The 22,641-nt window shown below is 74.2% G+C and carries 20 protein-coding genes; 16 read left to right on the forward strand and 4 right to left on the reverse strand.

Annotation, left to right across the window (positions count from 1 at the left end; genetic code table 11):
* The first annotated feature begins 4 nt into the window (after positions 1-4).
* Genes ABZ444_RS01300 through ABZ444_RS01310 form a run of 3 tightly spaced genes read left to right on the forward strand, consistent with a single transcriptional unit; the run spans position 5 to position 4,110 of the window.
* A complete protein-coding gene (locus ABZ444_RS01300; RefSeq protein WP_357990989.1) occupies positions 5-1,828 on the forward strand; it encodes an ABC transporter ATP-binding protein in 1,824 nt (607 codons plus the stop codon).
* Between the two features lie 21 nt (positions 1,829-1,849).
* On the forward strand, positions 1,850-3,628 hold the full coding sequence (locus ABZ444_RS01305) for an ABC transporter ATP-binding protein (protein ID WP_357990992.1): 1,779 nt from the start codon (positions 1,850-1,852) through the stop codon (positions 3,626-3,628).
* Entirely contained in the window at positions 3,625-4,110 is a 486-nt protein-coding gene (locus ABZ444_RS01310; RefSeq protein ID WP_357970745.1) for an NUDIX domain-containing protein, read from the forward strand. The genes ABZ444_RS01305 and ABZ444_RS01310 overlap by 4 nt, the downstream gene beginning before the upstream one ends.
* Here ABZ444_RS01310 and priA read toward each other — a convergent pair.
* Positions 4,107-4,844 (reverse strand): bifunctional 1-(5-phosphoribosyl)-5-((5-phosphoribosylamino)methylideneamino)imidazole-4-carboxamide isomerase/phosphoribosylanthranilate isomerase PriA, encoded by a 738-nt coding sequence (priA, locus tag ABZ444_RS01315; RefSeq protein WP_357990995.1) that lies wholly within the window; start codon positions 4,842-4,844, stop codon positions 4,107-4,109. The two genes, ABZ444_RS01310 and priA, sit on opposite strands and share 4 nt — an antisense overlap.
* Positions 4,845-5,028: 184 nt before the next feature.
* Here priA and hisG point away from each other — a divergent pair, with 184 nt between their 5' ends.
* The 11 genes from hisG (at position 5,029) to ABZ444_RS01370 (ending at position 16,577) form a co-directional block, all read left to right on the forward strand.
* Positions 5,029-5,895, forward strand: coding sequence for an ATP phosphoribosyltransferase (gene hisG / locus ABZ444_RS01320; RefSeq protein WP_357990998.1), 867 nt, complete (start codon positions 5,029-5,031; stop codon positions 5,893-5,895).
* Positions 5,892-6,698, forward strand: coding sequence for an HAD family hydrolase (locus ABZ444_RS01325; RefSeq protein ID WP_357991001.1), 807 nt, complete (start codon positions 5,892-5,894; stop codon positions 6,696-6,698). Before hisG ends, ABZ444_RS01325 begins: the two co-directional genes overlap by 4 nt.
* Before the next feature lie 149 nt (positions 6,699-6,847).
* Positions 6,848-7,867, forward strand: a complete 1,020-nt coding sequence (locus tag ABZ444_RS01330) for a BMP family ABC transporter substrate-binding protein (RefSeq protein WP_357970754.1) — start codon at positions 6,848-6,850, stop codon at positions 7,865-7,867.
* Positions 7,864-8,955, forward strand: coding sequence for an ABC transporter permease (locus ABZ444_RS01335; RefSeq protein WP_357991004.1), 1,092 nt, complete (start codon positions 7,864-7,866; stop codon positions 8,953-8,955). The genes ABZ444_RS01330 and ABZ444_RS01335 overlap by 4 nt, the downstream gene beginning before the upstream one ends.
* Entirely contained in the window at positions 8,952-10,172 is a 1,221-nt protein-coding gene (locus ABZ444_RS01340) for an ABC transporter permease (protein ID WP_357970761.1), read from the forward strand. Before ABZ444_RS01335 ends, ABZ444_RS01340 begins: the two co-directional genes overlap by 4 nt.
* Positions 10,172-12,274 carry a N,N-dimethylformamidase beta subunit family domain-containing protein gene (locus ABZ444_RS01345; RefSeq protein WP_357991007.1) on the forward strand — a complete coding sequence of 701 codons (2,103 nt, stop codon included), beginning with the start codon at positions 10,172-10,174 and terminating at the stop codon, positions 12,272-12,274. Before ABZ444_RS01340 ends, ABZ444_RS01345 begins: the two co-directional genes overlap by 1 nt.
* Position 12,275: 1 nt before the next feature.
* Positions 12,276-13,187 (forward strand): hypothetical protein, encoded by a 912-nt coding sequence (locus tag ABZ444_RS01350; protein ID WP_357991010.1) that lies wholly within the window; start codon positions 12,276-12,278, stop codon positions 13,185-13,187.
* A complete protein-coding gene (locus ABZ444_RS01355) occupies positions 13,184-14,113 on the forward strand; it encodes a PfkB family carbohydrate kinase (protein ID WP_357991013.1) in 930 nt (309 codons plus the stop codon). Before ABZ444_RS01350 ends, ABZ444_RS01355 begins: the two co-directional genes overlap by 4 nt.
* Complete coding sequence (locus ABZ444_RS01360) at positions 14,110-14,835, forward strand: GntR family transcriptional regulator (protein WP_357991016.1); 726 nt, start codon at positions 14,110-14,112, stop codon at positions 14,833-14,835. The genes ABZ444_RS01355 and ABZ444_RS01360 overlap by 4 nt, the downstream gene beginning before the upstream one ends.
* A gap of 58 nt (positions 14,836-14,893) precedes the next feature.
* Entirely contained in the window at positions 14,894-15,589 is a 696-nt protein-coding gene (locus tag ABZ444_RS01365; RefSeq protein ID WP_357991019.1) for a LuxR C-terminal-related transcriptional regulator, read from the forward strand.
* A 55-nt stretch (positions 15,590-15,644) separates the two neighbouring features.
* Positions 15,645-16,577 carry a 2OG-Fe(II) oxygenase family protein gene (locus ABZ444_RS01370; protein WP_357991022.1) on the forward strand — a complete coding sequence of 311 codons (933 nt, stop codon included), beginning with the start codon at positions 15,645-15,647 and terminating at the stop codon, positions 16,575-16,577.
* A gap of 30 nt (positions 16,578-16,607) precedes the next feature.
* Here ABZ444_RS01370 and ABZ444_RS01375 read toward each other — a convergent pair whose 3' ends face one another.
* Positions 16,608-17,333: an alpha/beta hydrolase gene (locus ABZ444_RS01375; RefSeq protein WP_357991025.1), complete on the reverse strand. Its 726-nt coding sequence runs from the start codon at positions 17,331-17,333 to the stop codon at positions 16,608-16,610.
* Between the two features lie 188 nt (positions 17,334-17,521).
* Here ABZ444_RS01375 and ABZ444_RS01380 point away from each other — a divergent pair, with 188 nt between their 5' ends.
* Together ABZ444_RS01380 and ABZ444_RS01385 are read left to right on the forward strand one after the other, a co-directional pair.
* Entirely contained in the window at positions 17,522-18,475 is a 954-nt protein-coding gene (locus ABZ444_RS01380) for an alpha/beta hydrolase (protein ID WP_357991028.1), read from the forward strand.
* An 11-nt stretch (positions 18,476-18,486) separates the two neighbouring features.
* Positions 18,487-19,173: an alpha/beta fold hydrolase gene (locus ABZ444_RS01385; protein ID WP_357991030.1), complete on the forward strand. Its 687-nt coding sequence runs from the start codon at positions 18,487-18,489 to the stop codon at positions 19,171-19,173.
* Positions 19,174-19,182: 9 nt separating this feature from the next.
* Here the strand turns inward: ABZ444_RS01385 and ABZ444_RS01390 are convergent, their stop codons facing one another.
* Together ABZ444_RS01390 and ABZ444_RS01395 are read right to left on the reverse strand one after the other, a co-directional pair.
* Entirely contained in the window at positions 19,183-21,495 is a 2,313-nt protein-coding gene (locus tag ABZ444_RS01390; protein WP_357991033.1) for a tetratricopeptide repeat protein, read from the reverse strand.
* Positions 21,441-22,622, reverse strand: a complete 1,182-nt coding sequence (locus ABZ444_RS01395) for a serine hydrolase domain-containing protein (RefSeq protein WP_357991036.1) — start codon at positions 22,620-22,622, stop codon at positions 21,441-21,443. Before ABZ444_RS01395 ends, ABZ444_RS01390 begins: the two co-directional genes overlap by 55 nt.
* Between the last annotated feature and the right edge of the window lie 19 nt (positions 22,623-22,641).

A 22,641-nucleotide genomic window follows, 5' to 3' on the forward strand; every position in this document is an offset into this window, starting at 1 on the left:
AGGCATGACCGAGCGGGCGCGACCGGCCGCGGGCGGGCGGCCGGTCGCGTCGCCGGATCCGGCCAGGTCACCTGATCCGGTCGCGTCGCGGGATCCGGCCGGGTCACCTGATCCGGTCGCGTCGCGGGGGGTGGGCCGGTGGATCGCCGGTCATCTGCGCCGGCACCGGCCGTCGCTGCTGCTGTTCACCGTGGCGGCCGCGGCGGCGAGCCTGTGCTCCACGCTCGTCCCCGTCCAGATCGGCGCGGCGTTCGCCGAGGCCACCGGCCCGCGCCACGACCTCGGCGCGGTCGGGGTGGCGGCGCTGGCGGCCGCGCTGCTGGCGGTCGGCCGGTTCGTCGCCGACCTGCTGTCGAACGGCTCGATGGAGGTCGTCGCCCAGCGCGTCAAACGGGACGTGCGCGACGAGCTGTACCGCAGCCTGCTGACCAAGCGCATGGCCTTCCACGACCAGCAGCGCATCGGCGACATCCTGGCCCGTGCCATCAACGACGCCAGGCTCGTCGACTACATGCTCAGCCCCGGGGCGGCCACCGCCGCCAACGGCGTGCTGGCCCTGCTGGTGCCGATCCTGTTCATCGCCTCGCTGGACCCGCGGCTGCTGCTGGCCCCCGGCGTGCTGGTCCTGGTGTTCGCCTACGCGCTGCGTTACCACCTGCGCCGGCTCTACCCGCTGGTCATGCGCACCCGCGAGACCTTCGCCGACCTCAACGAACGCTTCTCCACCACGCTGTCGGGCATCGCCACCGTCAAGGCCGCCACGCAGGAGGATCTTGAGCGGCACGCCCTCAGATCGGCCGCCGCCGCCTACCGGGACGCCTTCGTCCGGCGCGGCCGGGCGCAGGCGGTCTACCTGCCCGCGCTGAGCTTCGCCCTCGCCATGGTGACCGGCTCCCTGCACTCCCTCTACCTCTACTCGCAAGGGGAGCTGGCGCTGTCCCAGGTGGTGACCTACCTCGGCTGGCTGCTGCTGTTCGCGCAGCCCGTCACCATGTCCGAGCAGGCCGTGCCGGTCATCCAGGAGGGCTTCGCGGCCGCCGCGCGCATGCGGCAGATCATCGACGGCGCCCCCGGCGAGGGCGAGGACACCCGCGGCAGCACGGCCGCCGTCGAGGGCGCGATCACCTTCGACCGGGTGTCGCTGCGCCACGAGGGCCGGGACATCCTGCGCGAGGTCTCCTTCCACCTGCCCGCCGGCCGCACCCTCGCCGTCGTCGGCCCCACCGGCAGCGGCAAGAGCATGCTGATCAAACTGGTCAACCGCATGTACGACGCCACCGAGGGCCGGGTGCTGATCGACGGTCGGGACGTGCGCGAGTGGGAGCCGGGCGCGCTGCGCCGCCAGATCGGCCACGTGGACCAGGAGATCTTCCTGTTCTCCAAGAGCGTGCTGGACAACATCGCCTTCGGCGCCCCGCACGCCGCCGGGTACGAGGACGTCCTGCGCGTCGCCAAGCAGGCGTGCGCGGACGAGTTCGTCCAGGGGATGGCCGACGGCTACGCCACCGTGCTCAACGAGGGCGGCACGACGCTGTCCGGCGGGCAGCGGCAGCGGCTGGCCATCGCCAGGGCCCTGCTGACCGAGCCGCGCATCCTCACCCTCGACGACGCGACCAGCGCCGTGGACGCCCGTACCGAATCGGCGATCACCGAGGCGATCGAGCGCGCGACGGCGGGCCGCACGACGGTGCTGGTCTCGCACCGCCCCGGCCAGATCCGCCGCGCCGACCTCATCCTGCTGCTGGACGGCGGCCGGGTCGTCGACCAGGGCTCGCACGACGAACTGATGGCGCGCTGCGCGCTCTACCGGGAGATCTACAGTGGCTGACGCCCAGGATCGGCGGCGCCCGTGAGCGACCTGTTCGCGGGCCTGCACGCCGACGCCTACGACCGCGTGTACGGCAACCGCCGCCTGCTGGCCCGCATCCTGCGACAGTTGCGCGCCCACCGCGCCGGCATGATCGGCTCGGCCCTGCTCGTCGCGGGCTCGGTGCTCCTGACCGCCTCCGTGCCGATCGTCGTCTCCCGCCTGATCGACCAGGCCGGCGGGGGCAGCGGCCCCGGCCTGCTGCTGTGCCTGTTCGTGGTCGCGGCGGCGGTGCTGGCCTGGGCGATGAACTGGGCCCGCCAGGCGATCACCGCGCGGCTGGTGGGCGGCATGGTCTACCGGCTGCAGTGCGAGGCCGCCGACGCCGCGCTCGCCAAGGACGTCGCCTTCTACGACGAGAACTCGGTCGGCAAGGTGCTCAGCCGGGTCACCGGCGACACCGAGGGCTTCGGCTCGGTGCTCACCCTCACCCTGAACCTGATCAGCCAGCTCTTCCTGGTGGTGCTGCTCGGCGGCGTGGTGTTCTGGATCGACCCCGGCCTCGGCCTGGTCATCCTGGCGGCGCTGCCGTTCCTGCTGGGCACCGCGCTGGCCTTCCGCCGGGTGGCCCGCACGGCGGCGGCGGCCACGCGGCGGGTGATGGCCAAGGTCAACGCCAACGTGCACGAGACCATGCTCGGCATCGCGGTCGCCAAGAGCTTCGGCCGCGAGCAGGCCGTCCACGACGACTTCGACGACGTCAACCGGCTGTCGTACCGCATCTACGTCCGGCAGGGCCTCATCTACGCGGTCATCCTGCCGGTCCTGACGCTGCTGGCGGGTCTGGCCACGGCGGTCGTGCTGTACCAGGGCGGCCGGTTCGCGGCGATCGGCAGGCTCTCGGCGGGCGAGTGGTACTTCGCCCTCCAGGCGCTCGGCATGCTCTGGCAGCCGGTCACCCAGGCCGCCTCGTTCTGGAGCCTGTTCCAGCAGGGGCTGGCCGCCGCCGAGCGGGTGTTCGCGCTGATCGACAGCGACCACGCCGTCGTCCAGAGCGGCAACGCGCCGGTGACCGCGCTGACCGGCGAGATCGAGGCGCGCGGCCTGCACTTCCGGTACGGCTCGGGCGCCGCCGTGTTCCGCGACTTCGACGTGCGCCTCGCGGCCCGCGAGACGGTGGCGGTCGTCGGGCACACCGGCGGCGGCAAGTCCACGCTGGCCAAGCTGATCGCCCGCGCCTACGACTTCCAGGGCGGCGAGCTGCTGGTCGACGGCCGCGACATCCGCGGCCTGGACCTGCGGGCCTACCGGCGGCGGGTGGGGGTCGTCCCGCAGCACCCGTTCATCTTCGCGGGCACGCTCGCCGAGAACATCGCCTACGGCCGTCCCGGCGCCGGCCGCGACGACGTCGTACGGGCCGTCGAGCGGATCGGCCACCGCGTGTGGGACCGCAGCATGCCGATGTCCCTGGACGACCGCCTGGCCGCCGGCGGGCAGGGCGTGTCGGTCGGGCAGCGGCAGCTCATCGCCCTGGCCCGGATGTTCGTCCGCGAGCCGGACATCCTGCTGCTGGACGAGCCGACCGCCAGCGTCGACCCGCTGACCGAACGCGGCATCCAGGACGCGCTGGCCCGGCTGTGCGCCGGGCGCACGGTCGTGGTGATCGCTCACCGGCTGTCCACCATCCGGCGCGCCGACCGCGTCCTCGTGCTGCACGGCGGCGAGATCGCCGAGCAGGGCCGGTTCGACGAGCTGCTGCGCCGCGACGGTCCGTTCGCGGCGCTCTACGCCACCTACTACGCGCACCAGGAGACCGCATGACCTGCGCCCCCCATCCGGCGGAGTTCGAGCCGATCCAGCGGGAGGCGTCCGCCACGGGCGTGCGCTGCGTGGTCGGCGCCGTGCTGTTCAACCCGCTCGGCGAGGTGTTCCTGCAACGGCGGGCGGCCCACGTGCGGCTCTTCCCCGGCTGCTGGGACATCGTCGGCGGGCACGTCGAGCGGGGCGAGACGCTGTGCGCGGCGCTGGCCAGGGAGATCGAGGAGGAGACCGGCTGGCGGCTGCTGCGGGTGGGCGGCCTGGTGGACGTCTTCGACTGGACCGGCGGCGACGGCGGCCTGCGGCGCGAGATCGACGTGCTGGCCACGGTCGAGGGCGACCTGACCCGGCCCGCCATCGAGCAGGACAAGTTCGACGAGGCCCGCTGGCTGGACGGCGACGCCCTGCGCCGCCTGGCCGCCGAGTCGCCCGGCTCGGGCATGGTCGAGCTGGCCCTGCGCGCGCTGGCCATGCGGCCGGTCTAGGGCTCCGGTTTGCGTACCGCGTCCAGGGCCTGTCGCAGGGTGAACCGGCCGGCGTACAGCGCCTTGCCCACCACCACGCCCTCGACGCCCAGCGGGGTCAGGGAGGAGACGGCGCGCAGGTCGTCCAGGCTGGAGATCCCGCCGGAGGCCACGACGGGCCGGCCGGTGGCGGCGCAGACGTCGCGCAGCAGCTTCAGGTTGGGGCCGCCGAGGGTGCCGTCCCTGGCGATGTCGGTGACGACGTACCGGGCGCAGCCGGCCGCGTCGAGGCGGGCCAGGGTCTCGTACAGCTCGCCGGCGTCGCGGGTCCAGCCATGGCTGCGTACGGTGGTGCCCCAGACGTCCAGCTCGACGGCCACCCGGTCGCCGTGCCGGTCGATGACCTCCGCCACCCACGCCGGACGCTCCAGCGCGCCGGTGCCGAGCACCACCCGGCCGCAGCCGGTGGCCAGCGCCGCCGCCAGGCTCGCGTCGTCGCGCACGCCGCCGCACAGCTCGACCGGGATGTCCAGGGCGCCGACGACCTCGGCGATCCGCGCCCGGTTGGAGCCGGTGCCGAAGGCGGCGTCCAGGTCCACCAGGTGCACCCAGTCGGCGCCCGCGTCCTGCCAGGCCAGCGCCGCGTCGAGCGGGTCGCCGTACCAGGTCTCGGACCCGGACTCGCCGCGCAGCAGGCGGACGGCCCGGCCGCCGCGCACGTCGACGGCGGGCAGGAGGGTCAGGCATGTGGACACTCGTCGTTTCCTCTCCCGTGAACCCCCCCTTTCCCATCATCGCGAACACTGGTCAGGAATCGAAGTCAACCTTCGGCCACCACCATGGTTCACTTGCCGCCGCCCGGCCGGACGGGGACGCTTGCCGGTGCGCGCCGTACGCCCAGTCGCCGGGGGCCGGTCCCCCTGTTCCGAGGAGGACTGCATGGTCTCGCTCGCGCTGCCCAAGGGCACGTTCCTGGAGCGTCCCGTCCTCGATCTGTTCGCCGCGGCCGGGCTGGAGGTGCGCCGGCCGTCCGAGCGCAGCTACCGGGCGAGCATCGCCTACGACGGCGGCGTCGAGGTGGCCTTCCACAAGCCGCGGGAGATCCCGCTCGCCGTGGAGAGAGGCGTCTTCGACTTCGGCGTGACCGGCACCGACTGGATCGAGGAGACCGGTGCGAAGGTCGAGCTGGTCGAGGCGAGCGGGTGCGTGCCGCCCTGGCGGCTGGTGCTCGCCGTCCCCTCCGGGCATCCCGCCGTGGACGCCGCCGGCCTGCCCGCCGGGGCCCGGGTCGCGACCGGCTTCCCGAAGATCTCCCGGCAGTTCTTCCAGAGCGTGCCGCTGCCGGTACGGATCGTCCCGTCGTTCGGCGCCACGGAGGCCAAGGTCCCCGAGCTGGCCGACGCCGTCATCGAGACCGACGGCCCCGGCTCCGCCCTGGACGAGCACGACCTGCGGGTCGTCGCCACGCTGCGCACCTGCTTCCCGCAGGTCGTCGCGAGCCCCGCCGCCTGGCGGGACACCCGCAGACGCGCCGCGATCCAGCGGGTCGCGCGGCTGCTGGCCTCGGTCGACGGCGGAGCGGCCCACGTGCTGCTGACCGTGCGCACCACCACCCGCGACCTGCCGCGGGTGGCCGGGTCGATGCCGGAACGGTCCTGGCGGGCCGGCACCGGCCTGACCGAGAGCCTGGTGGTCGTGCAGGGGCTGGCGGCCCGGCGCGGACTGGCCGAGACCATCGGCGGCATCCTGGCCGCCGGCGCGCTCGACGTCATCGAGTCGCGCGTCGGGAAGGACGTCACGCCGTGAGCCGCCGGATGATCGTGTGCGACCTCGACGGGACGCTCCTGGACTCCCGCGGCCAGGTCTCCGAGCGCACCAGGACCGCCGTGCGCCGGGCCCGCGCCGCCGGGCACGTGTTCGTCATCGCGACCGCGCGGCCGGTCCGCGACACCCGTCCGGTGGCCGCGGCGCTGGACCACGCGGCCGTGGCCGTCTGCGGGAACGGCTCGATCACCTTCGACTTCGGCAGCGAGGAGGTGGTCGACTACCGCCCGCTGGACCGGCAGCCGCTCGCCGCGACGCTGGCGCTGCTGCGCGACCGTTTCCCCGGCGTGCGCCTGGGCGCCGAGTGCCGCCTCGAACTGCTCCTGGAGGACGCCTTCCACCTGCCCGAGCCGCTGGCCCGCGACGCGCGGCGGGTGCCCCGCCTGGAGGGCGAGATCGACCGGCACGACGTCGGCAAGCTCATGGTCCAGCTCGAAGGCGCCGCCCGCCAGTACTACGAGACCGTGCGCGGGATCCTGACCGGCTGTGAGGTAACCATCTCGGCCGACGTGTTCTGCGAGGTGATGCGGTCCGGCGTGACCAAGGCCGCGGCCCTGGAGTCGATGGCGTCCCGGCTCGGCCTGGGCAGCGCCGACGTGATCGCCTTCGGCGACATGCCGAACGACCTCCCCATGCTGACCTGGGCCGGAACCGCGGTGGCGGTGGCCAACGCCCATCCCGCCGTGCTCGGCGCGGTGGGCGAGGTGACCGCCTCCAACGACGACGACGGGGTGGCCGCGTGGCTCGAACGGCACGCCATGGCCGATTTCTCAGAGAAGTATTGACGCTTGTCTGACGAGTATTCATGATGGTCGCTGGAGCCGGGAACGCACCGGCCAGGATCGGCCTGCGGAGGCAGGCCGCCAGGGCCCGCGCCGGGCGCGGGCGTCCCGTCTGAGAGGTGCCCCCAGTGCCCCGATTAGCCGCTGCCCCTGTGTTCGTCCGCGTCCTCGCACTCTTCGCGGCGTTGTGCTCGCTCGCCGCCTGCACCGCCGTCAGCCCCGCCGCCGAGAAGAAGGGCGCCACCTCGGTCGGCGTGGCCTTCAGCCGCGGCGGGCGCGGCGACAGATCCTTCAACGACTCGGTGGGGGCCGGCGTCGACCGCGCGAAGGCCGAGCTGGGCGTCTCGGCCAAGGAGCTCAGCCCCAACGCCGCCGGGTCCGACCTGGAGGAGATCCTGCGGCTGCTGGCCCAGACCGGCCACAACCCGGTGCTGGCCGTCGGCTTCTTCTACGCCCAGCCGCTGGCGAAGGTCGCCCCCGCCTTCCCCCGCACCCAGTTCGTCATCATCGACGACGCCACCGTGAAGCTGCCCAACGTCACCAACGTGGTGTTCCGCGAGGAGCAGGCCAGCTACCTGGTCGGCGCGGCGGCCGCGCTCAAGTCCGCCAGCGGGAAGATCGGCTTCGTCGGCGGGGTGCAGACGCCGCCGCAGGAGAAGTTCCTCGCCGGGTACGCGGCCGGCGCCCGCGCGGTGAAACCCGGCATCCAGCTCTCCAGCGTGTTCATGTCCCAGCCGCCCGACTTCAGCGGCTTCTCCGCCCCCGACAAGGCCCAGGAGGCGGCCCGCGGCATGTACGACGGCGGCGCCGACGTCGTCTACCACGCCGCCGGGGCGTCCGGGCTCGGCGTCTTCCAGGCGGCCAAGGCGGCCGGCAAGTGGGCGATCGGCGTCGACGTCGACCAGCGCAAGACGGTCGATCCCGGGCTCGCCGGGGTGATCCTGACCAGCGCCACCAAGCAGCTCGACGTCGCGGTGCTGAGCATCGTCCGGGACGCGGTGGCGGGCCGGCCGATCGCCGGGGTGCGCGAGTTCGGGCTCAAGGAGGGCGGGGTCGGCTACGCCACCAGCGGCGGCGAGCTCGCCGACATCCAGCCGCGGCTGGAGGAGCTGCGCAAACAGATCGTCTCGGGCGAGATCAAGGTGCCCGCCAGGCCGGCGGAGAGCCGATGAGCCGGGCGCGGGCGGCGGGCCGGGAAGCGCTGGGCGTGCTCGCCGTCCCGGCGCTCGCGCTGCTGATCGCGCTCACGGTCGCCACCGCGCTGCTGGCCGCGGTGGGGGCCGCGCCGGGGCGGACGTATCTGACGATGCTGGAGTTCGGGGTCCGGCCGGACTCGCTCGTCTCCGCGGTGAACCGGGCGGCCGTCTACTTCTTCGCCGCCCTCGCCGTGGCCGTCACCTTCCGGATGAAGCTGTTCAACATCGGGGTCGAGGGCCAGTACCACGTGGCCGCGCTGTTCGCGGCGGTCGCCGGGGCGGCCGTGCGGCTGCCGGGCCCGCTGCACCTGGCGTTCGTCTGCCTGGTCGCCGTGCTGGCCGGAGCCCTCTGGGCGGGGATCGCCGCGGTGCTCAAGGTGTGGCGCGGGGTCTCCGAGGTGCTGTCCACGCTGCTGCTGAACTACGTCGCCACCGCCGTCGTCGCCTACCTGCTGGCCGAGGTCTTCGCCGCCGGCAGCACCTCCGGCTCGACGCAGGAGCTGCCGCCGTCGGCCCGCCTGCCGCAGCTCACGCTGCCGTCGGGCGACCAGCTCGGCTCGGCCACGCTGGGCGCGGTCGTGCTGGGGGTGGCGGTGCACGTGCTGCTCACCCGCACCCGCTACGGCTACGAGCTGCGGGCCGGCGGCCTGAACCCGGTGGCGGCGCGCGTCCAGGGCATCGACCCGCGCCGGATGATCCTCGTCACGATGTTGTTGTCCGGCGGCCTGGCGGGCCTGGCCGGGCTGCCCGACCTGCTGGGCCAGACCTACCGGTACGGCATGGACTTCCCCTCCGGCGCGGGCTTCACCGGGATCGCCGTGGCCCTGCTCGGCCGCAACACGCCCGCGGGCATCGCGCTGGCCGCCCTGCTCTTCGGGTTCCTGGAACGGTCGGCGCTGATCCTCGACATCGAGGGCATCCCCAAGGAGATCGTCACGATCATGCAGGGCGTCATCGTGCTCAGCGTCGTGGTGGCCTACGAGGTGGCGCGGCGGATGGAACGCAGGCGGGCCGAGCGGCTCGTACGGGAGCAGGCGTCCCCGGCGCTGGAGCCGTCCGTATGAGCGCGGGACGGTACCGGTGGTGGCGGGCCGCGCTCGTCCTGTTGCTGGCGATGTCGGTGGTCAGGGTGTTCACCGGCGCCGACGAGCTCACCGGGTCGGGCGTCGTGGGGGCGGCGCTGCGGCTGGCGGTCCCGATCGGGCTCGCCGGGCTGAGCGGCCTGTGGAGCGAGCGCGCGGGCGTCGCCAACCTCGGCATCGAGGGCATGATGATCATCGGCACGGTCTGCGGGGCCTGGGCCGGGTACGGGTTCGGCGTCTGGGCCGGGGTGCTGGCCGGCACGCTCGGCGGGGTCGCGGCCGGGCTGCTGCACGCGGTCGTCACCGTCACGTTCGGGGTCGACCAGGTGGTGTGCGGCATCGCGATCAACATCCTGGCGGTGGGCGTGGCCCGGTTCATGTCGGTCATCGCCTTCAGCGGCCTGCCGGGGGCGGGGGCCACCCAGTCGCCGCCGGTGAGCGGGTCGATCGGCACGGTGAGCGTGCCCGTCCTGGCGGGCGGCGGGGGCACGCCCGACCTGCTCGGCGGGCTGGAGCGCGGCCGGTTCTTCCTGGTGTCCGACCTCGCCGGGATCGTGCGGGGGTTCCTGCACGAGGTCTCGCTGCTCACCGTGGTCGCCGTCGCGCTGGTCCCGCTGAGCTTCGTGCTGCTCTGGCGTACCGCGTTCGGGCTGCGGCTGCGGTCGGCGGGAGAGCACCCGGCGGCGGCGGACTCGCTCGGGGTCCCGGTGCTGCGGATGCGGTACTACGGCGTGCTGGTCTCCGGCGGGCTGGCCGGGCTCGGCGGGGCCTACCTGGTCACCGTCTCCTCGACCGTCTATCGCGAGGGCCAGACCGGCGGCCGGGGCTTCATCGGGCTGGCCGCCATGATCTTCGGCAACTGGCGGCCGTCCGGCACGGCCGCCGGGGCGCTGCTGTTCGGTTACGCCGACGCCCTGCAACTGCGCCAGGCGAGCGCGGTGCACGTGCTGCTGCTGCTCGGGGCCGTGCTGGCCTGGGTCGCGGCGGTCGCGCTCGTCCGTACGCGGCTGCGCCTGGCCGCGACGCTGGCGCTGCTCGGCGCCGCCGCCTTCGCGGTCTTCCAGGGCACCGACTCGGTCCCCACCCAGCTCGTGTACGCCACGCCGTACCTCACCACGCTGCTGGTGCTGGTCACGGTCGCCCAACGGCTCCGCATGCCGGCCTACGTCGGCATCCCCTACCGGCGAGGAGACGCGTGATGGCCATCGACCGGGAACCCCGCCTGATGGGGTACGCCGACCGCTGGTCCGCGGCGCCCGGTGAGCGGCTGGCCGTGCACGCCTCCGGCCCGGACGGGGACGCCGACGCCGCCCTCGTGGACCTCGTCCGGGAGAGCGACCTGACCCCGGCCGTGCCGGTGACGATCGAGCCGCGGCCGCTGCGGCCCGGCTCCCGGCTGGAGGCGGCCTCGGTGCCGACGCCCGCCAGGGGCGGCCTCGCCCTCTGGATCCGGCCGAAGCGGCTCGGGCCGCGCCAGGTCGTGGCCCGCCTGGGCGCCTCCGGCTGGCGGCTGCTGCTCGCGCTCGACGAGGAGGGCAGGCCCGAGGCGACCGTGCTGACGCCGTCGGGGAGCATGGGCTGCCGGCTGCGCTCGGCCGTCCCGGCGGGGGAGTGGTCGCTGCTGGCCGTGGCGTGGGAGGCGGCGCCGCTGATGACCGTCCTGCATCTGAACGACTTCCGCACCGCGGGCGTGAGCGCCGGGCGGGCCCGCCTGCCGCTGCCGTCCCCGTCGGGCGAGCTGCTGATCGGGGCGGGCGACGAGCACCCGTACGCGGGCCGGATCGCCCTGCCCATGCTGACCGAAGGCCCGCTCGCCATGCCCGGCCGCGTTCCGCTGACCGACCTGACCACCGGTCCCGAGCTGGTCAAACACCTGGGCCCCGAGCTGCTGGCCCTGTGGGACCCGTCCGCCGGTCCCGGCGCGCCCGTCGTCCCGGACGTCAGCGGCAACGGGCACCACGCGAGCGCCGTCAACCGGCCGCTGGCCGGGCTCGCCGGGCCGGGCGGCGGCGCCCGCACCGCGCTCCAGGTCAGCCCGGAGGACCTCGACGACGCCCGCTGGCCGGTGACGTGCGAGCTGACCGTCCCGCAGGACGCCGGCTCCACCGTGCTCGGCGTCCGCCTGCGGACCCGGGGGCAGTCGTGCGTGCTGCCGGTGGTGGTGCGCCCGGACGCGGCGCGCAGGAACCCGGTCGCGGTCGTCCTGCCCACGTTCACCTATCTCGCCTACGCCAACCACCGGCAGTCCAGCGAGGCCGAGTACTTCGGCGACTACCGGCAGGTCACCGACCGCGTGATCACGCTCTCCCCGGTGGACGCCTACCTCAACGAGCACCGCGAGCTCGGCCTGTCCCTGTACGACCAGCGGCGCGAGGGCGGCCACGTCACCCACTCCTCCAGACGCCGCCCGGTGCTCAACCTCACCCCCGACTACCGCTGGTGGATGACCGGCGCGCCGCGCCACTTCGCCGCCGACCTGCTGCTGCTGCGCTGGCTGCGGTCGGCGGGCTTCGCCTTCGACGTGCTGGCCGACGAGGACGTGCACGAAGGCGGCGCCGGCCTGCTGTCCGCCTACCGCGTCGTCCTGACCGGCAGCCACCCCGAGTACGTCACCGCCCCCGAACGCGCGGCCTTCGGCGCGTACGTGTCCGGCGGCGGCCGGCTCATGTACCTGGGCGGCAACGGGTTCTACTGGGTGACCGGCGTCGACCCGCGGCACCCGCACGCCATCGAGGTCCGCCGCGGCCACGTCGGCGACTGGTGGGACGACGAGCCCGGCGAGGACGTGCTGACCTCCACCGGCGAGCCCGGCGGCCTCTGGCGGCACCGCGGCCTGGCGCCGCAGGAGCTGCTCGGCGTCGGCTTCGCCGCCCAGGGCTGGGGGCCCGCCCCCGGCTACACCCGCCTGCCCGACAGTCACCGGGAGGAGGCGTCCTGGGTGTTCGAGGGCGTCGGGACCGACCCGGTGGGCTGCTGCGGTCTCGCGCTCGGCGGGGCGGCGGGGGACGAGATCGACCGGGCCGCGCCCGAGCTCGGCACCCCACCGGACACCCTGGTGCTCGCGACCTCCGCGGGCGGCCACGGCCACCACTACCGGCCCCCTACCGAGGAGGCCGGGCTGGGCGCGCAGGCCGTACGCGCCGACATGACCCTGCGACTGCTCGGATCAGGCGGCGCGGTGTTCGCCGCCGGATCCGTCAACTGGGTGACCAGCCTCGCCTGCTGTGACGGTGACATCAGGCGAATCACCCGGAACGTCCTGTCCCGATTCCTGCAACCCGCAGCTTGTGAGGAGGAGTGACGTGACCACCGCGAGCGCGAGGCACCTCGACTACCCCTATCCCCGCACGTCGGCCGAGCTGACCGACGAGATGTTGTCCATGCCCGCAGAGGAACTGGCGGCCATCGCCCGCCACCCGCTGACCGTCTACCCCGACACCACCGAGCTCTACTACCGGCTGGCCCGGGAGATGGCCGACGAGTTACGCGCCCGCAACATGCGCGGCGAGCCCACCCGCTGGATCCTGCCCGTGGGCCCGAAGGCGCAGTACCCGATCCTGGCGCGCATCTGCAACGAGGAGCGCATCAGCTGGGCCGACGTGTTCGCCTTCCACATGGACGAGTTCCTCGACTGGCAGGGCCGGCCGGTGGACCCCTCGCACCCCTTCAGCTTCCGCGGCTATTGCGACCGCAACCTCTACCAGCTCCTCGACCCCGACCTGCGGCCCCACCCCGGCAACGTCGTCTTCCCCGACGTGTTCGACCCGGACGCGTTCGGCACGCGCCTGCGGGGCGAGGGCGGCGCCGACACCTGCTACGCGGGCTTCGGCTACCGGGGGCACCTGGCCTTCAACGAGCCGCCGTCCACGCGCTGGCACCAGTACACCGCCGCGGAGTTCGCCGCCTCGACCACACGCGTCGTCCCCCTGCTCGACGACACGATCGTGGCCCACTCCCACCGGGTGACCGGCGGCTACACGCAGGCGATCCCGCGGATGGCGATCACCGTCGGCATGTCGGAGATCCTCTCCGCCCGCCGGCTGCACCTGATCACCGACGGGGGCGCCTGGAAGCGCTACATCGTCCGGGTGCTGCTGCTCACCACCGAGCCGGACGTGCTGCTCCCGGTGACCTTCGCGCACCACCACCCCGACGTGCGCGTGACCGTCGACGCCGACAGCATCGCGCCCTGCGCCCTGGGGCTGGGCTCGTGACCGTCGTCGCGGTCGGGGCCTACATCGTCGACCTCTACATGTTCGGCGGCCACCTGCCGGAGCCGGGCGAGAGCGTCAACGCCGCCGACTACGCCACCGCGCACGGCGGCAAGGCCGCGAACGTGGCCGTCGCCGCCGCCCGGCTGGGCGCTCCCGCCCGGTTCGTCGGCTGCCTCGGCGACGACGCCGCCCGGCCGGTGGCGCTGGCCGAGCTGCGCGCCGAGGGCATCGAGGTCGGCGATTGCACCACGGCCGTCGGCGTCGCGACCGGGCGCAGCTTCGTCTACGTCGACGCGGGTGGCAGGCAGATGGTCATGACCTGGCCGGGGGCCGCCGACCTGCTGCCGCCCGCCCAGGCGGCCGCCGCCGCCGCCGGCCTGCCCGCCGGGTCCGTGCTCGTCCTGCAGGGGGAGATCCCGCTGGAGATCTCCTACGCCGCCGCGACGGCGGCCCCGCCGGGCGTGCGCGTCCTGCTCAACCCGAGCCCGGCGGGACCGTTCCTGGAGGGGACCGGGAAGGAGCTGCTGGCCCGGGCCGACCTGCTGGTGCTCAACGAGGGCGAGCTGTCCGCGCTGGCCGGCGACACCCCCGGCGACCTGGACGACCTGCGCGGCAGGACCAGGGGACGCACCGTCGTCGTCACCCGCGGCGAGCACGGCGCCGAGATCGCCGACGACGGCGGCACTATGCTGATCGACGTCCCCAGCGTGCGCGTTGTGGACACCACCGGCGCGGGTGACGCCTTCACCGGCGCCCTGGCGGCCGCCCTCTGCGCCGGCGCGGGCCTGGTGCGCGGCGTCCGGCTCGCCTGCCAGGTGGCGACCGTCTCGGTCACGCGCCGGTTCTGTGCCCCCAGCTACCCATCGGCCGCCGAGCTCGGCATCGCCCCGCTCCGCGGTCCGTCCGTGCAGGAGAGACCCGCGTGACACGACGTCATCCCACCCTGGCCATCCAGATCCGTGACCGGCTGCACGCCCTGATCGTCGAGCAGGGGCTGCGCCCCGGTGACAGGCTGCCGTCGGAGAACGAGCTCATGACCCTGTTCGACGTCGGGCGCACCAGCATCAGGGAGGCGTTCAAGCTCCTGGAGCAGGAAGGGCTCATCCAGGCCAGGCACGGCGACGGCCGCTACCTCACCTCGCAGCCCAGCCTGGACCGGCCGCTGACCCGCCTCGAAGGCGTCACCGAGATGCTGGCCAGCCGCGGGTTCACCGCCGACAACACCGTCCTCGACGTCGTGGCCACCGAGCCGGACCGCCACCAGCGCGAGCTGCTGCAACTGCCGCCCGGCGAGGCCATCGTCCGGCTGGAACGCCTGCGCAGGCACCGGGACGACGCGCTGCTGTACTCGATCGACCTGTTCCCGCGCTCGCTCATCGGCCGCCCCCTGGACGAAGTGGACTGGACCGGCTCGCTGTTCCAGCTCCTCACCGAGCACGGCCACACCATCGCCTACGCCGTCGCCCAGGTTCGCGCGGTGACCCTCAGCCACGCCCAGGCCGAGCGCATCGGCACCCACGAGGACGGCGGCGCCTGGCTGCTGCTCCTCCAGACCCACCACGACAGCGCCGGACGGCCGGTGCTGTATTCGCAGGACTACCACAGGGGCACCGACTTCTCCTTCCACCTGGTGAGACGCCGCGACTGAGTGAGCCGCCGCCGCGTACCGACCGACCGCCGTTCGCCGACGCAGAGAGGATCATGCGATGAGTGCCATCACGCTGGAGGCCGCCCAGCCGATCCCGGCCTCCCCTTCCAGCCTCCGGGCGAGGTGCTCCAGGCTGTCCGTCTTCTGGCTCGCCGAGGACGAGGTCTCCTTCTACGGGCTCCCGCCGCTGCTGATGAAGGTGTCGAACGTGGCCGGGGTCGCGGTCGTGCGCAGCTGCGCGGAGGCCCGGCTGCTGCTGGCCGGCGAGGACTTCGACGTGGCGGTGATCCCGCTCGCCGTCCTGCCGGACGTGCTCGGCGGAGGCCCCCGCCGGGCCCGCCCGCAGATCGTGGCCATGGTGCGCCAGGGGGAGGAGCTCGCCCCCTGCGTCGTCCAGCGGTACGGGCTGGCCGGTTGCCTGCTGTGGGACGAGATCAATGTCGCCGGCTTGTCGGGCACCTTCGATCGGCTGCTGCGCGGCGACGCGCCCGTCCCGTCCAGGGGCGGCCCCGACCTGCTCAGCCGCCTGACCGAGCGTGAGCACATGGTGCTGGCGCTGCTGCTGCGCGGTATGAGCAACCACCAGATCGCCCGCTCGATGGGCATCTCCATCCACGGCGTCAAGCGCCACATCTCGAACCTGCTCGTCAAGTTCAACTGCTCCAACCGCACCGAGGTCGCCCTGGTCGCCCAGCGTCTCGGCCTCGCCCCCGCCTCCCGCAACCCGCGCCACCTGAGCAGCACCGGCACGTAGCACGTAGCACGTACGACGAACCATCCCCGAACGGTCATCGAGAAACGGAGTGACAATGGACGTCCCTCTCATGGAACTCAGCGGCCGCGCCCCCGTCGTCAGGCTGCATGACATCGAGGCGGACATGGCCGCCGCCACCGACGCCATCAGGTCGCAGCTGACCGGATGGGGCTTCATGGCCGCGGAGGTGCCCGGCATCGGCGAGCGCGTCGAGGCCATGATGAACGAGTTCGCCGCGGCCTGCCGGGCGACCGGGCCGAGCCTGTCCGACTACGCCTTCGACGCCGTCCCGCAGCTCGCCGTCGGCGGCACGCACGGGTTCTTCCCGTACAACTCGGAGATCCCGCGCCTGGCCAACGGCGTGCCCGACCCGAAGGAGTTCATCCACGTCAGCGGCGCCATGATCGGCGACCAGCCGCCCGGGGCGGGTGACGTGCTGCGGGCCTTCCCGGCGTTCGGCACCCGCGCCGCCGAGGTGTTCGACATCGCCTTCCGGCTGATCTCGCTCTTCGGCGAGGTCGTCCGGGGGATGATGCCGCCCGGCACGCCCGAGCTGGACCTCTCGCACGACGCGACGAACCTGCGGGTGATCCACTACCGGGACGTCGGCGACCGCGAGGTGCTGGCCCACGAGCACTCCGGCATCCAGATGCTCGGCCTCCAGCTGCCCCCGTCCGACCAGGGCCTGCAGTACGTGCTGCACGACGGCACCTGGGTCGAGCCGGTGATCGCCGGGACCGACGTCGTGCTGTGCAACATCGGCCGGATGCTCACCAGCGCCTCCGACGGGCGGTTCCGGCCGTCCACGCACCGGGTGCACACCAAGCCGATGCCCGCCGGCTACGAGCGCCTGTCGTCGGTGCTCTTCGCCTACCCGCAGCACAAGGCCCGCCAGTGGAAGATGGTGGACGGCGAGCTGATGTCGCTGGACGCCACCTGGGGCGACTTCATCGACAGCCGCTTCCAGGGGCTCGGCAAGCAGTCCTGACCACCCCGCCTCCTGGCGGCCGGGCGGCCGTCAGGAGGCGGTGGCCCGGACGGCCGCCCGGATCACGTCGGCGACCTCCTTCGGCCGCGACACCGCGACCGCGTGCGAGGCGCCGGCGACCTCCACGGCGGTCGCGCCGGCCCGCTCGGCCCCGAACCGCTGCACGTCGGGGTTGATGGCCTGGTCGGCGTCGGCGATGACGGCCCACGACGGCTTGGCCCGCCAGGCCGCCGTGGCCGCCGCCTCGGTGAACGCCCCGGCCGCCAGGGGCCGCTGCGCCACCGCGAGGACCCGGGTGACCTCGGCCGGCACGTCGGCGGCGAAGACCCGGGGGAAGGCGTCGGCGGCGATGGTGAACTCGACGGCGGCGCCGCCGTCCGGCAGCGGGTAGGCCGCCTGCCGCAGGCTCGCGCCGAGCGGCGGCTCGGGGAAGCGGCCCTGGAGCTTGCCCAGGCTCTCGCCCTCGTCGAGGACGTACGCGGCGACGTAGACGAGGCCGACGACGTTGTCCGCCGCGCCGGCCACGGTGATGATCGCGCCGCCGTACGAGTGGCCTGCCAGCACGACCGGGCCGTCGATCTGGGCCGCCACGGAGGCGACGTACGCCGCGTCCGAGGCCAGGCCGCGCAGCGGGTTCGGTGGGGCCACCACGGGGATGCCGTCCCGCTGCAACTCGGCGATGACGCCGGACCAGCTCGCCGCGTCGGCGAACGCGCCGTGCACGAGGACGACCGTCGGGGTGATGCTCTCCGTCATGGGAAAAACTCCTTCTCGGGGCAAGAGGGGGACCGGTCGGCCCCGGTAGCGATCCAACAGCCGGGCCGCTCGCGCGCACGAGGCGGAAACGTACTTCTGCCTGTGGTTCCGCCTCGTCTTTCCCCAGGACGGTCGCTTGGATGGGTGACGGCCCCCCCGCTTCCCACCCCTTCTCTCCTGGAGCGATCATGATCAAGCCCGTCCTGGAACCCGCCGCTCAGGCGTTCGCCGAGGCCACCGCCGAGCCGCCGTACCTCTTCCAGCTCCCGCCGGAGGAGGGCCGCAAGGCCGTCAACGAGGTGCAGTCCGGCCCGGCCGAGCTGCCCGCCGTGGACGAGGAGTGGGTGACGGTCCCCGGCGGACCCACCGGCGAGGTCAGGGCCCGCATCGTGCGGCCCGCCGGCAGCACCGGCGACCTGCCCGTGATCATCTACATCCACGGCGCCGGCTGGGTCTTCGGCAACGCCCACACCCACGACCGGCTGGTCCGCGAGCTGGCGACCGGCGCCGGCGCCGCCGTGGTCTTCCCCGAGTACGACCTGTCGCCCGAGCACCGCTACCCGGTCGCCATCGAGCAGAACTGGACGGTCGCCCGCTGGATCGTCACCGACGGCGCCGCCAAGGGCCTGGACGCCACGCGCGTCGCGGTGGCCGGCGACTCCGTGGGCGGCAACATGACCGCCGCGCTGACCATCATGGCCAAGCAGCGCGGCGGGCTGTCGCTGCGCCGGCAGGTGCTGTTCTACCCGGTGACCGACGCGTCCTTCGACACCGAGTCCTACCGGCAGTTCGCCGAGGGCTACTTCCTGCGCCGGGACGGCATGCAGTGGTTCTGGGACCAGTACACGACCTCGGACGCCGAACGCGCCGAGATCACCGCGTCCCCGCTGCGGGCCACCGCCGAGGAGCTGGCCGGCCTGCCGCCGGCGCTGGTCATCACCGGCGAGGCGGACGTGCTGCGGGACGAGGGCGAGGCGTACGCCGCCAAGCTGCGCGCGGCCGGGGTGCCCGTGACCGCGGTGCGCTACCAGGGCATCATCCACGACTTCGTCATGCTCAACGCGCTGCGCGGCACGTACGCGGCCGAGTCGGCGATCGAGCTGGCCACCGGCACGCTGCGCCGGGCCCTGCACGAGAGCTGACCTCCCGCACCATGCCCTCCGCCTACGACCTGGACCAGGTGCGGCACGCCAACGCCACCGGGCGGGTCCCGGTCGTCTTCGTCCACGACCCGTGGTTGCTGGCCGGGAGCTGGGAGCCCTGGGCCGAGGTGTTCGGGCAGGCGGGGTTCGTCCCCGTCATCCCGGCCTGGCCCGAGAACGGCGACGCCGCCGGGCATGCCGCCGGGCACTTCGCGGGGCTGATCGGCGGGCTGGTGCGCCGGCCCGCCCTGGTCGGCCATGCCGCCGGCGGCCTGGTCGCGCAGATCCTGGCCGGGCGCGGGCTGGCCTGCGCCTGCGTGGCGATCAGCCCGGCGCCGTTCCGCGGGGCGCTCACGTACGGGCGTTTCCGGCACGCCGTGGCCAACGCCGTCGGCGAGGAGGAGGCCAGGCGGCTGTACGAGACGTACGCCGCCCAGGCGGCGGAGGCGGGCGTCCCGTCGGGCCTCGACGGCACCGCGCCGGACCGGGGGCCGCTGCTGCTGGTCGCCGGCGAGATGGACCGCACGGTCCCGTGGGCCGCCGCGCACGCCTCCTACCTGTGGCAGGCGCGCAACCGGCACCATCTGACCGAGATCGTCGAGCTGCCGGGGCGCGGGCACTCGATGACGGTGGACAGCGGCTGGCGCGAGGTCTGCGGCACCGCCCTGACCTTCATCGAACGGTTCGTGGACCCCTGACCGGCCCGCTCAGCGAGCGCCTTCCGGATCCGGAATCGTCACAGCGGTCTTGACGGCGGTCTTCACCGGGGCCAGGCGGGCGAGTTCGGCGGTCACGCGGGCCGCCCGGACGGCGTCGGCGGAGGCCTCGTACAGCTCCAGGGCCTCCTGGAACGCCTCGCGCGCCTCCTCCCGCCGCCCCAGCTCGACCAGCGCCCGGCCCAGGTTCGTCAGTGTCTGGGCCGTGGCCCGGTTGATCGGGCGCTTGCGCAGCTCGACCAGCGCCTCGCGATAGTGGTCGGCGGCCTCCTCCCAGCGGCCGAGCGCGAAGTAGCCGTCGCTCAGCAGGTCCAGCGCCGCCCCGACGGCGTGGGCGACGATGACCGGCGTGCCGCCGAACGCCGGGTCGCGCAGCCGTTCCAGCAGCTCCAGCCCGTGCCGTACGGTCTCCTCGATCCGGCCCAGCCGGCGCAGGCCGTTGCCGACGCTGAGCATGGCCTGCGCGTACCCCTCGGGGTCGCCTGCCTGCCGGAAGCACTCCGCCGCCCGCCGCGCGTGCTCCAGGCCGGTCTCCGTGGCGCGCCGGTCGTCGCGCCCCCACAGCGCCCAGGTGGCGTAGGTCAGGGCCCAGCCCTGCTGGCGCACGTCCCCGACCTCGCGGGCCAGCTCCAGCGCGCGCAGCGCGGCCCGCTCGCCCTCGTCGTAGCGGCCCTGGCAGTACGTGCGCGCCCAGGACAGGTAGTTGAGGTGCACCGCCTCCTGCGCGCGGTCGCCCATTTCGCGGGCCGCCCCGGACGACAGCTCGAACACCTCGGGCCAGTGCCCCCAATGCATCCACAGGTCGGAGAACCAGTGCATGGCCTCGGCCACCTCGACGACCCGCGGGTGCTCACCGGCGCGGGCCGCCTGCCGCAGCGCGGCCAGCCACGCCGTGCCCTCGGCCTGGAGCCATTCCTGCGCCTGCCGCGCGCTGTCCAGCTCGACCAGCGAGCTCCAGCCGGACGGCGGCGCGCCGTAGTCCGGCTCGAACCAGCGCCCGGCGACGGTCGCGACCTCCAGCAGCCAGTCGTCCATCCGCCGCCGCGCCTGCCGCTGCGCCGTCATGGGCTCCTCGTCCGACAGCCGGGCGCGGGCGAACAGCCGGACCAGGTCGTGGAAGCGGTAGCGGCCGGGGTAGGGCGACTGTAGCAGCCCGAGATCGACCAGTTCCTCCAGGGCGTCCTCGGCCTCGTCCGGACCGAGCTCGGCGAGGACCGCCGTCATCGGCACCCCGAAGTCCGGCGCGGCGGCCAGCGCCAGCCGCCGGAAGCCGCGCCGCGCGGGCGCCGACAGCTGCCGGTACGACAGCGCGAAGGCCGCCGCCACCGACAGGTCGCCGGCCGCCAGCGACTCCACCCGGCGTCCCTCGTCGCCGAGGCGGGCGGCCAGGTGACCGGCGGTCCAGCCGGGCCTGCTCTGCAGCCGGTTCCCGGCGATGCGCAGCGCCAGCGGCAGGTTCCCGCACAGGTCGGCCACCTGCGCGACCCCGTCCGGGTCGGCGTCGGCGCGCTCGGCGCCGACGATCGCGCGCAGCAGCGCGGCCGACTCCCCGGCCGCCAGGTGCGCCAGCGGCATCTGGTGCACGCCCTCCAGCCCGGCCAGCGGGCGGCGGCTGGTGACCAGCGTCATGGCCGGCCCCTCGGCGGGCAGCAGCGGGCGCACCTGGGCCTCGTTCGCGGCGTTGTCCAGGATGATCAGGCAGCGCCGGCCGCGCAGCAGGGCGCGGTAGTGGCCGGCGCGGTCCTCCTCGTCGGCCGGGATGCGCCGCTCGGCCACGCCCAGGGCGTTGAGCAGCCTGGACAGCGCCGTGCACGGGTCCAGCGGGACCGGGTCCATGCCGCGCAGGTCCAGGTAGAAGCGGCCGTCGGGGAACAGGTCGGCCAGGTGCGCGGCGGCGCGCACGGCCAGGGCGGTCTTGCCGATGCCGGCCGCCCCGGAGACGGCTGCGACGACGGCGGGCGCGTCCTCGGCCGTGCGGGCGGCCAGGTCGCGCAGCAGGCGCAGCTCCCGTTCGCGGCCGGTGAAGTCGCCCACGCCGCGGGGCGGCTCGCAGGCGCCCGGCGCGGTGTCCTGGCGCGGGCGGCCGGCGCGGGCGGCGTCGGACAGCGCCGCGCGCCGCGGCTCGTCCAGCCGCAGCGCCTCGGCCAGGGCCTCGACGGTGCGCCGCTGCGGGCCCCGGCTGGCCCCGCGCTCCATGTCGCCGATGGCGCGCACGCTGATGCCGGAGGCGTGGGAGAGCTCCTCGATGGTCAGCCCGGCGGCGTGTCGCAGGCTCCGTAGCATCGTGCCGAACGACTCCGCCACCCGTCCCCCTCAGAATTGTGAGCGGCGAAATCCCCCGAAACGCCGCATATCCACCTTATCTTCCGGAAAACGGGCCGAGGTGCTGGTCGATCGAGGTGTACGTCACGGTCCAGAAGTCCTCGAAGACCTTGGGCGCCACCGGCGAGGTCATCGCCACCTGGGTGAACAGCACGCCCACCAGCCCCTCCGACGGATCGGTGCAGGCCGCGGTGCCGAGCCCGCCGGCCCATCCGAACCGGCCCGGCCCGCGACAGGATCCGGCCGCGGTCGTGCCGTCCCTGTGCCAGCAGCATCCGGCAGAACGCGGCGTAGTCGGGGGCGGTCGAGAGCAGGCCGGGGCCGCCGCCGCCGGACGGGAAGGGCGGCGGCTCGTCCCACACGCGCGGGTCGGGCCTCGGCGTCACGCCGCCCGAGCCGTCCGGCCGGTAGGAGCCCGCCAGGCGGCGGAGCTTGCCGGCGGGCAGGCGGTAGCCGGTGTCGTACATGCCCAGGGGCTCGAAGATGCGCTCGGTCATGAAGTCGTGCAGCGGCTTGCCCGCGGCCCGCGCGATCAGCACGCCCAGGACGTCGGCGGCCGTGTGGTAGATCCACCGCTCGCCCGGCTGGTACATCAGCGGCAGCGCGCCCAGCCGCGCGAGCCATTCGCCGGGGCCGCTGCCGGGGCCGTCGGGGCCGCGGTCGATCCGCGGGTCCCGCATCGCGCGCAGGATGGGGAAGTCCGCGCCGTCCTCGGTCAGGAGCTGTCCGGTGCCGAGCCGGAAGGTCAGCAGGTCGCGGACGGTGATCGGCCGCGTGGCGGGCACCGTGTCGTCCAGCGGCGCGTCCAGGGCGCGCAACACCCGGCGACCGGCCAGCTCGGGGACCAGGTCGTCGATCGGGTCGTCGATCCGCAGGACGCACTCCTCCACCAGGATCATCGCCGCCGCCGCGGTGACGGCCTTGGTCAGCGACGCGATCCGGAAGATCGAGTCGGCCTCGACGGCCGCCCCGCCGCCGCGCTCCAGCGTGCCCACCGGCACGACGTGCGTCTCGCCCCGATGATGGACGAGCCCGACCAGCCCCGGCACCTCGCCCCGCGCCACGAACCCGCCCAGCACGCCCCGCAGCCGCTGTTCCAGTACGCTCATCGGTCCTCCTGAAGTGACG

This window comes from Nonomuraea sp. NPDC005730, assembly GCF_040630865.1.
Classification (GTDB): Bacteria; Actinomycetota; Actinomycetes; order Streptosporangiales; family Streptosporangiaceae; genus Nonomuraea.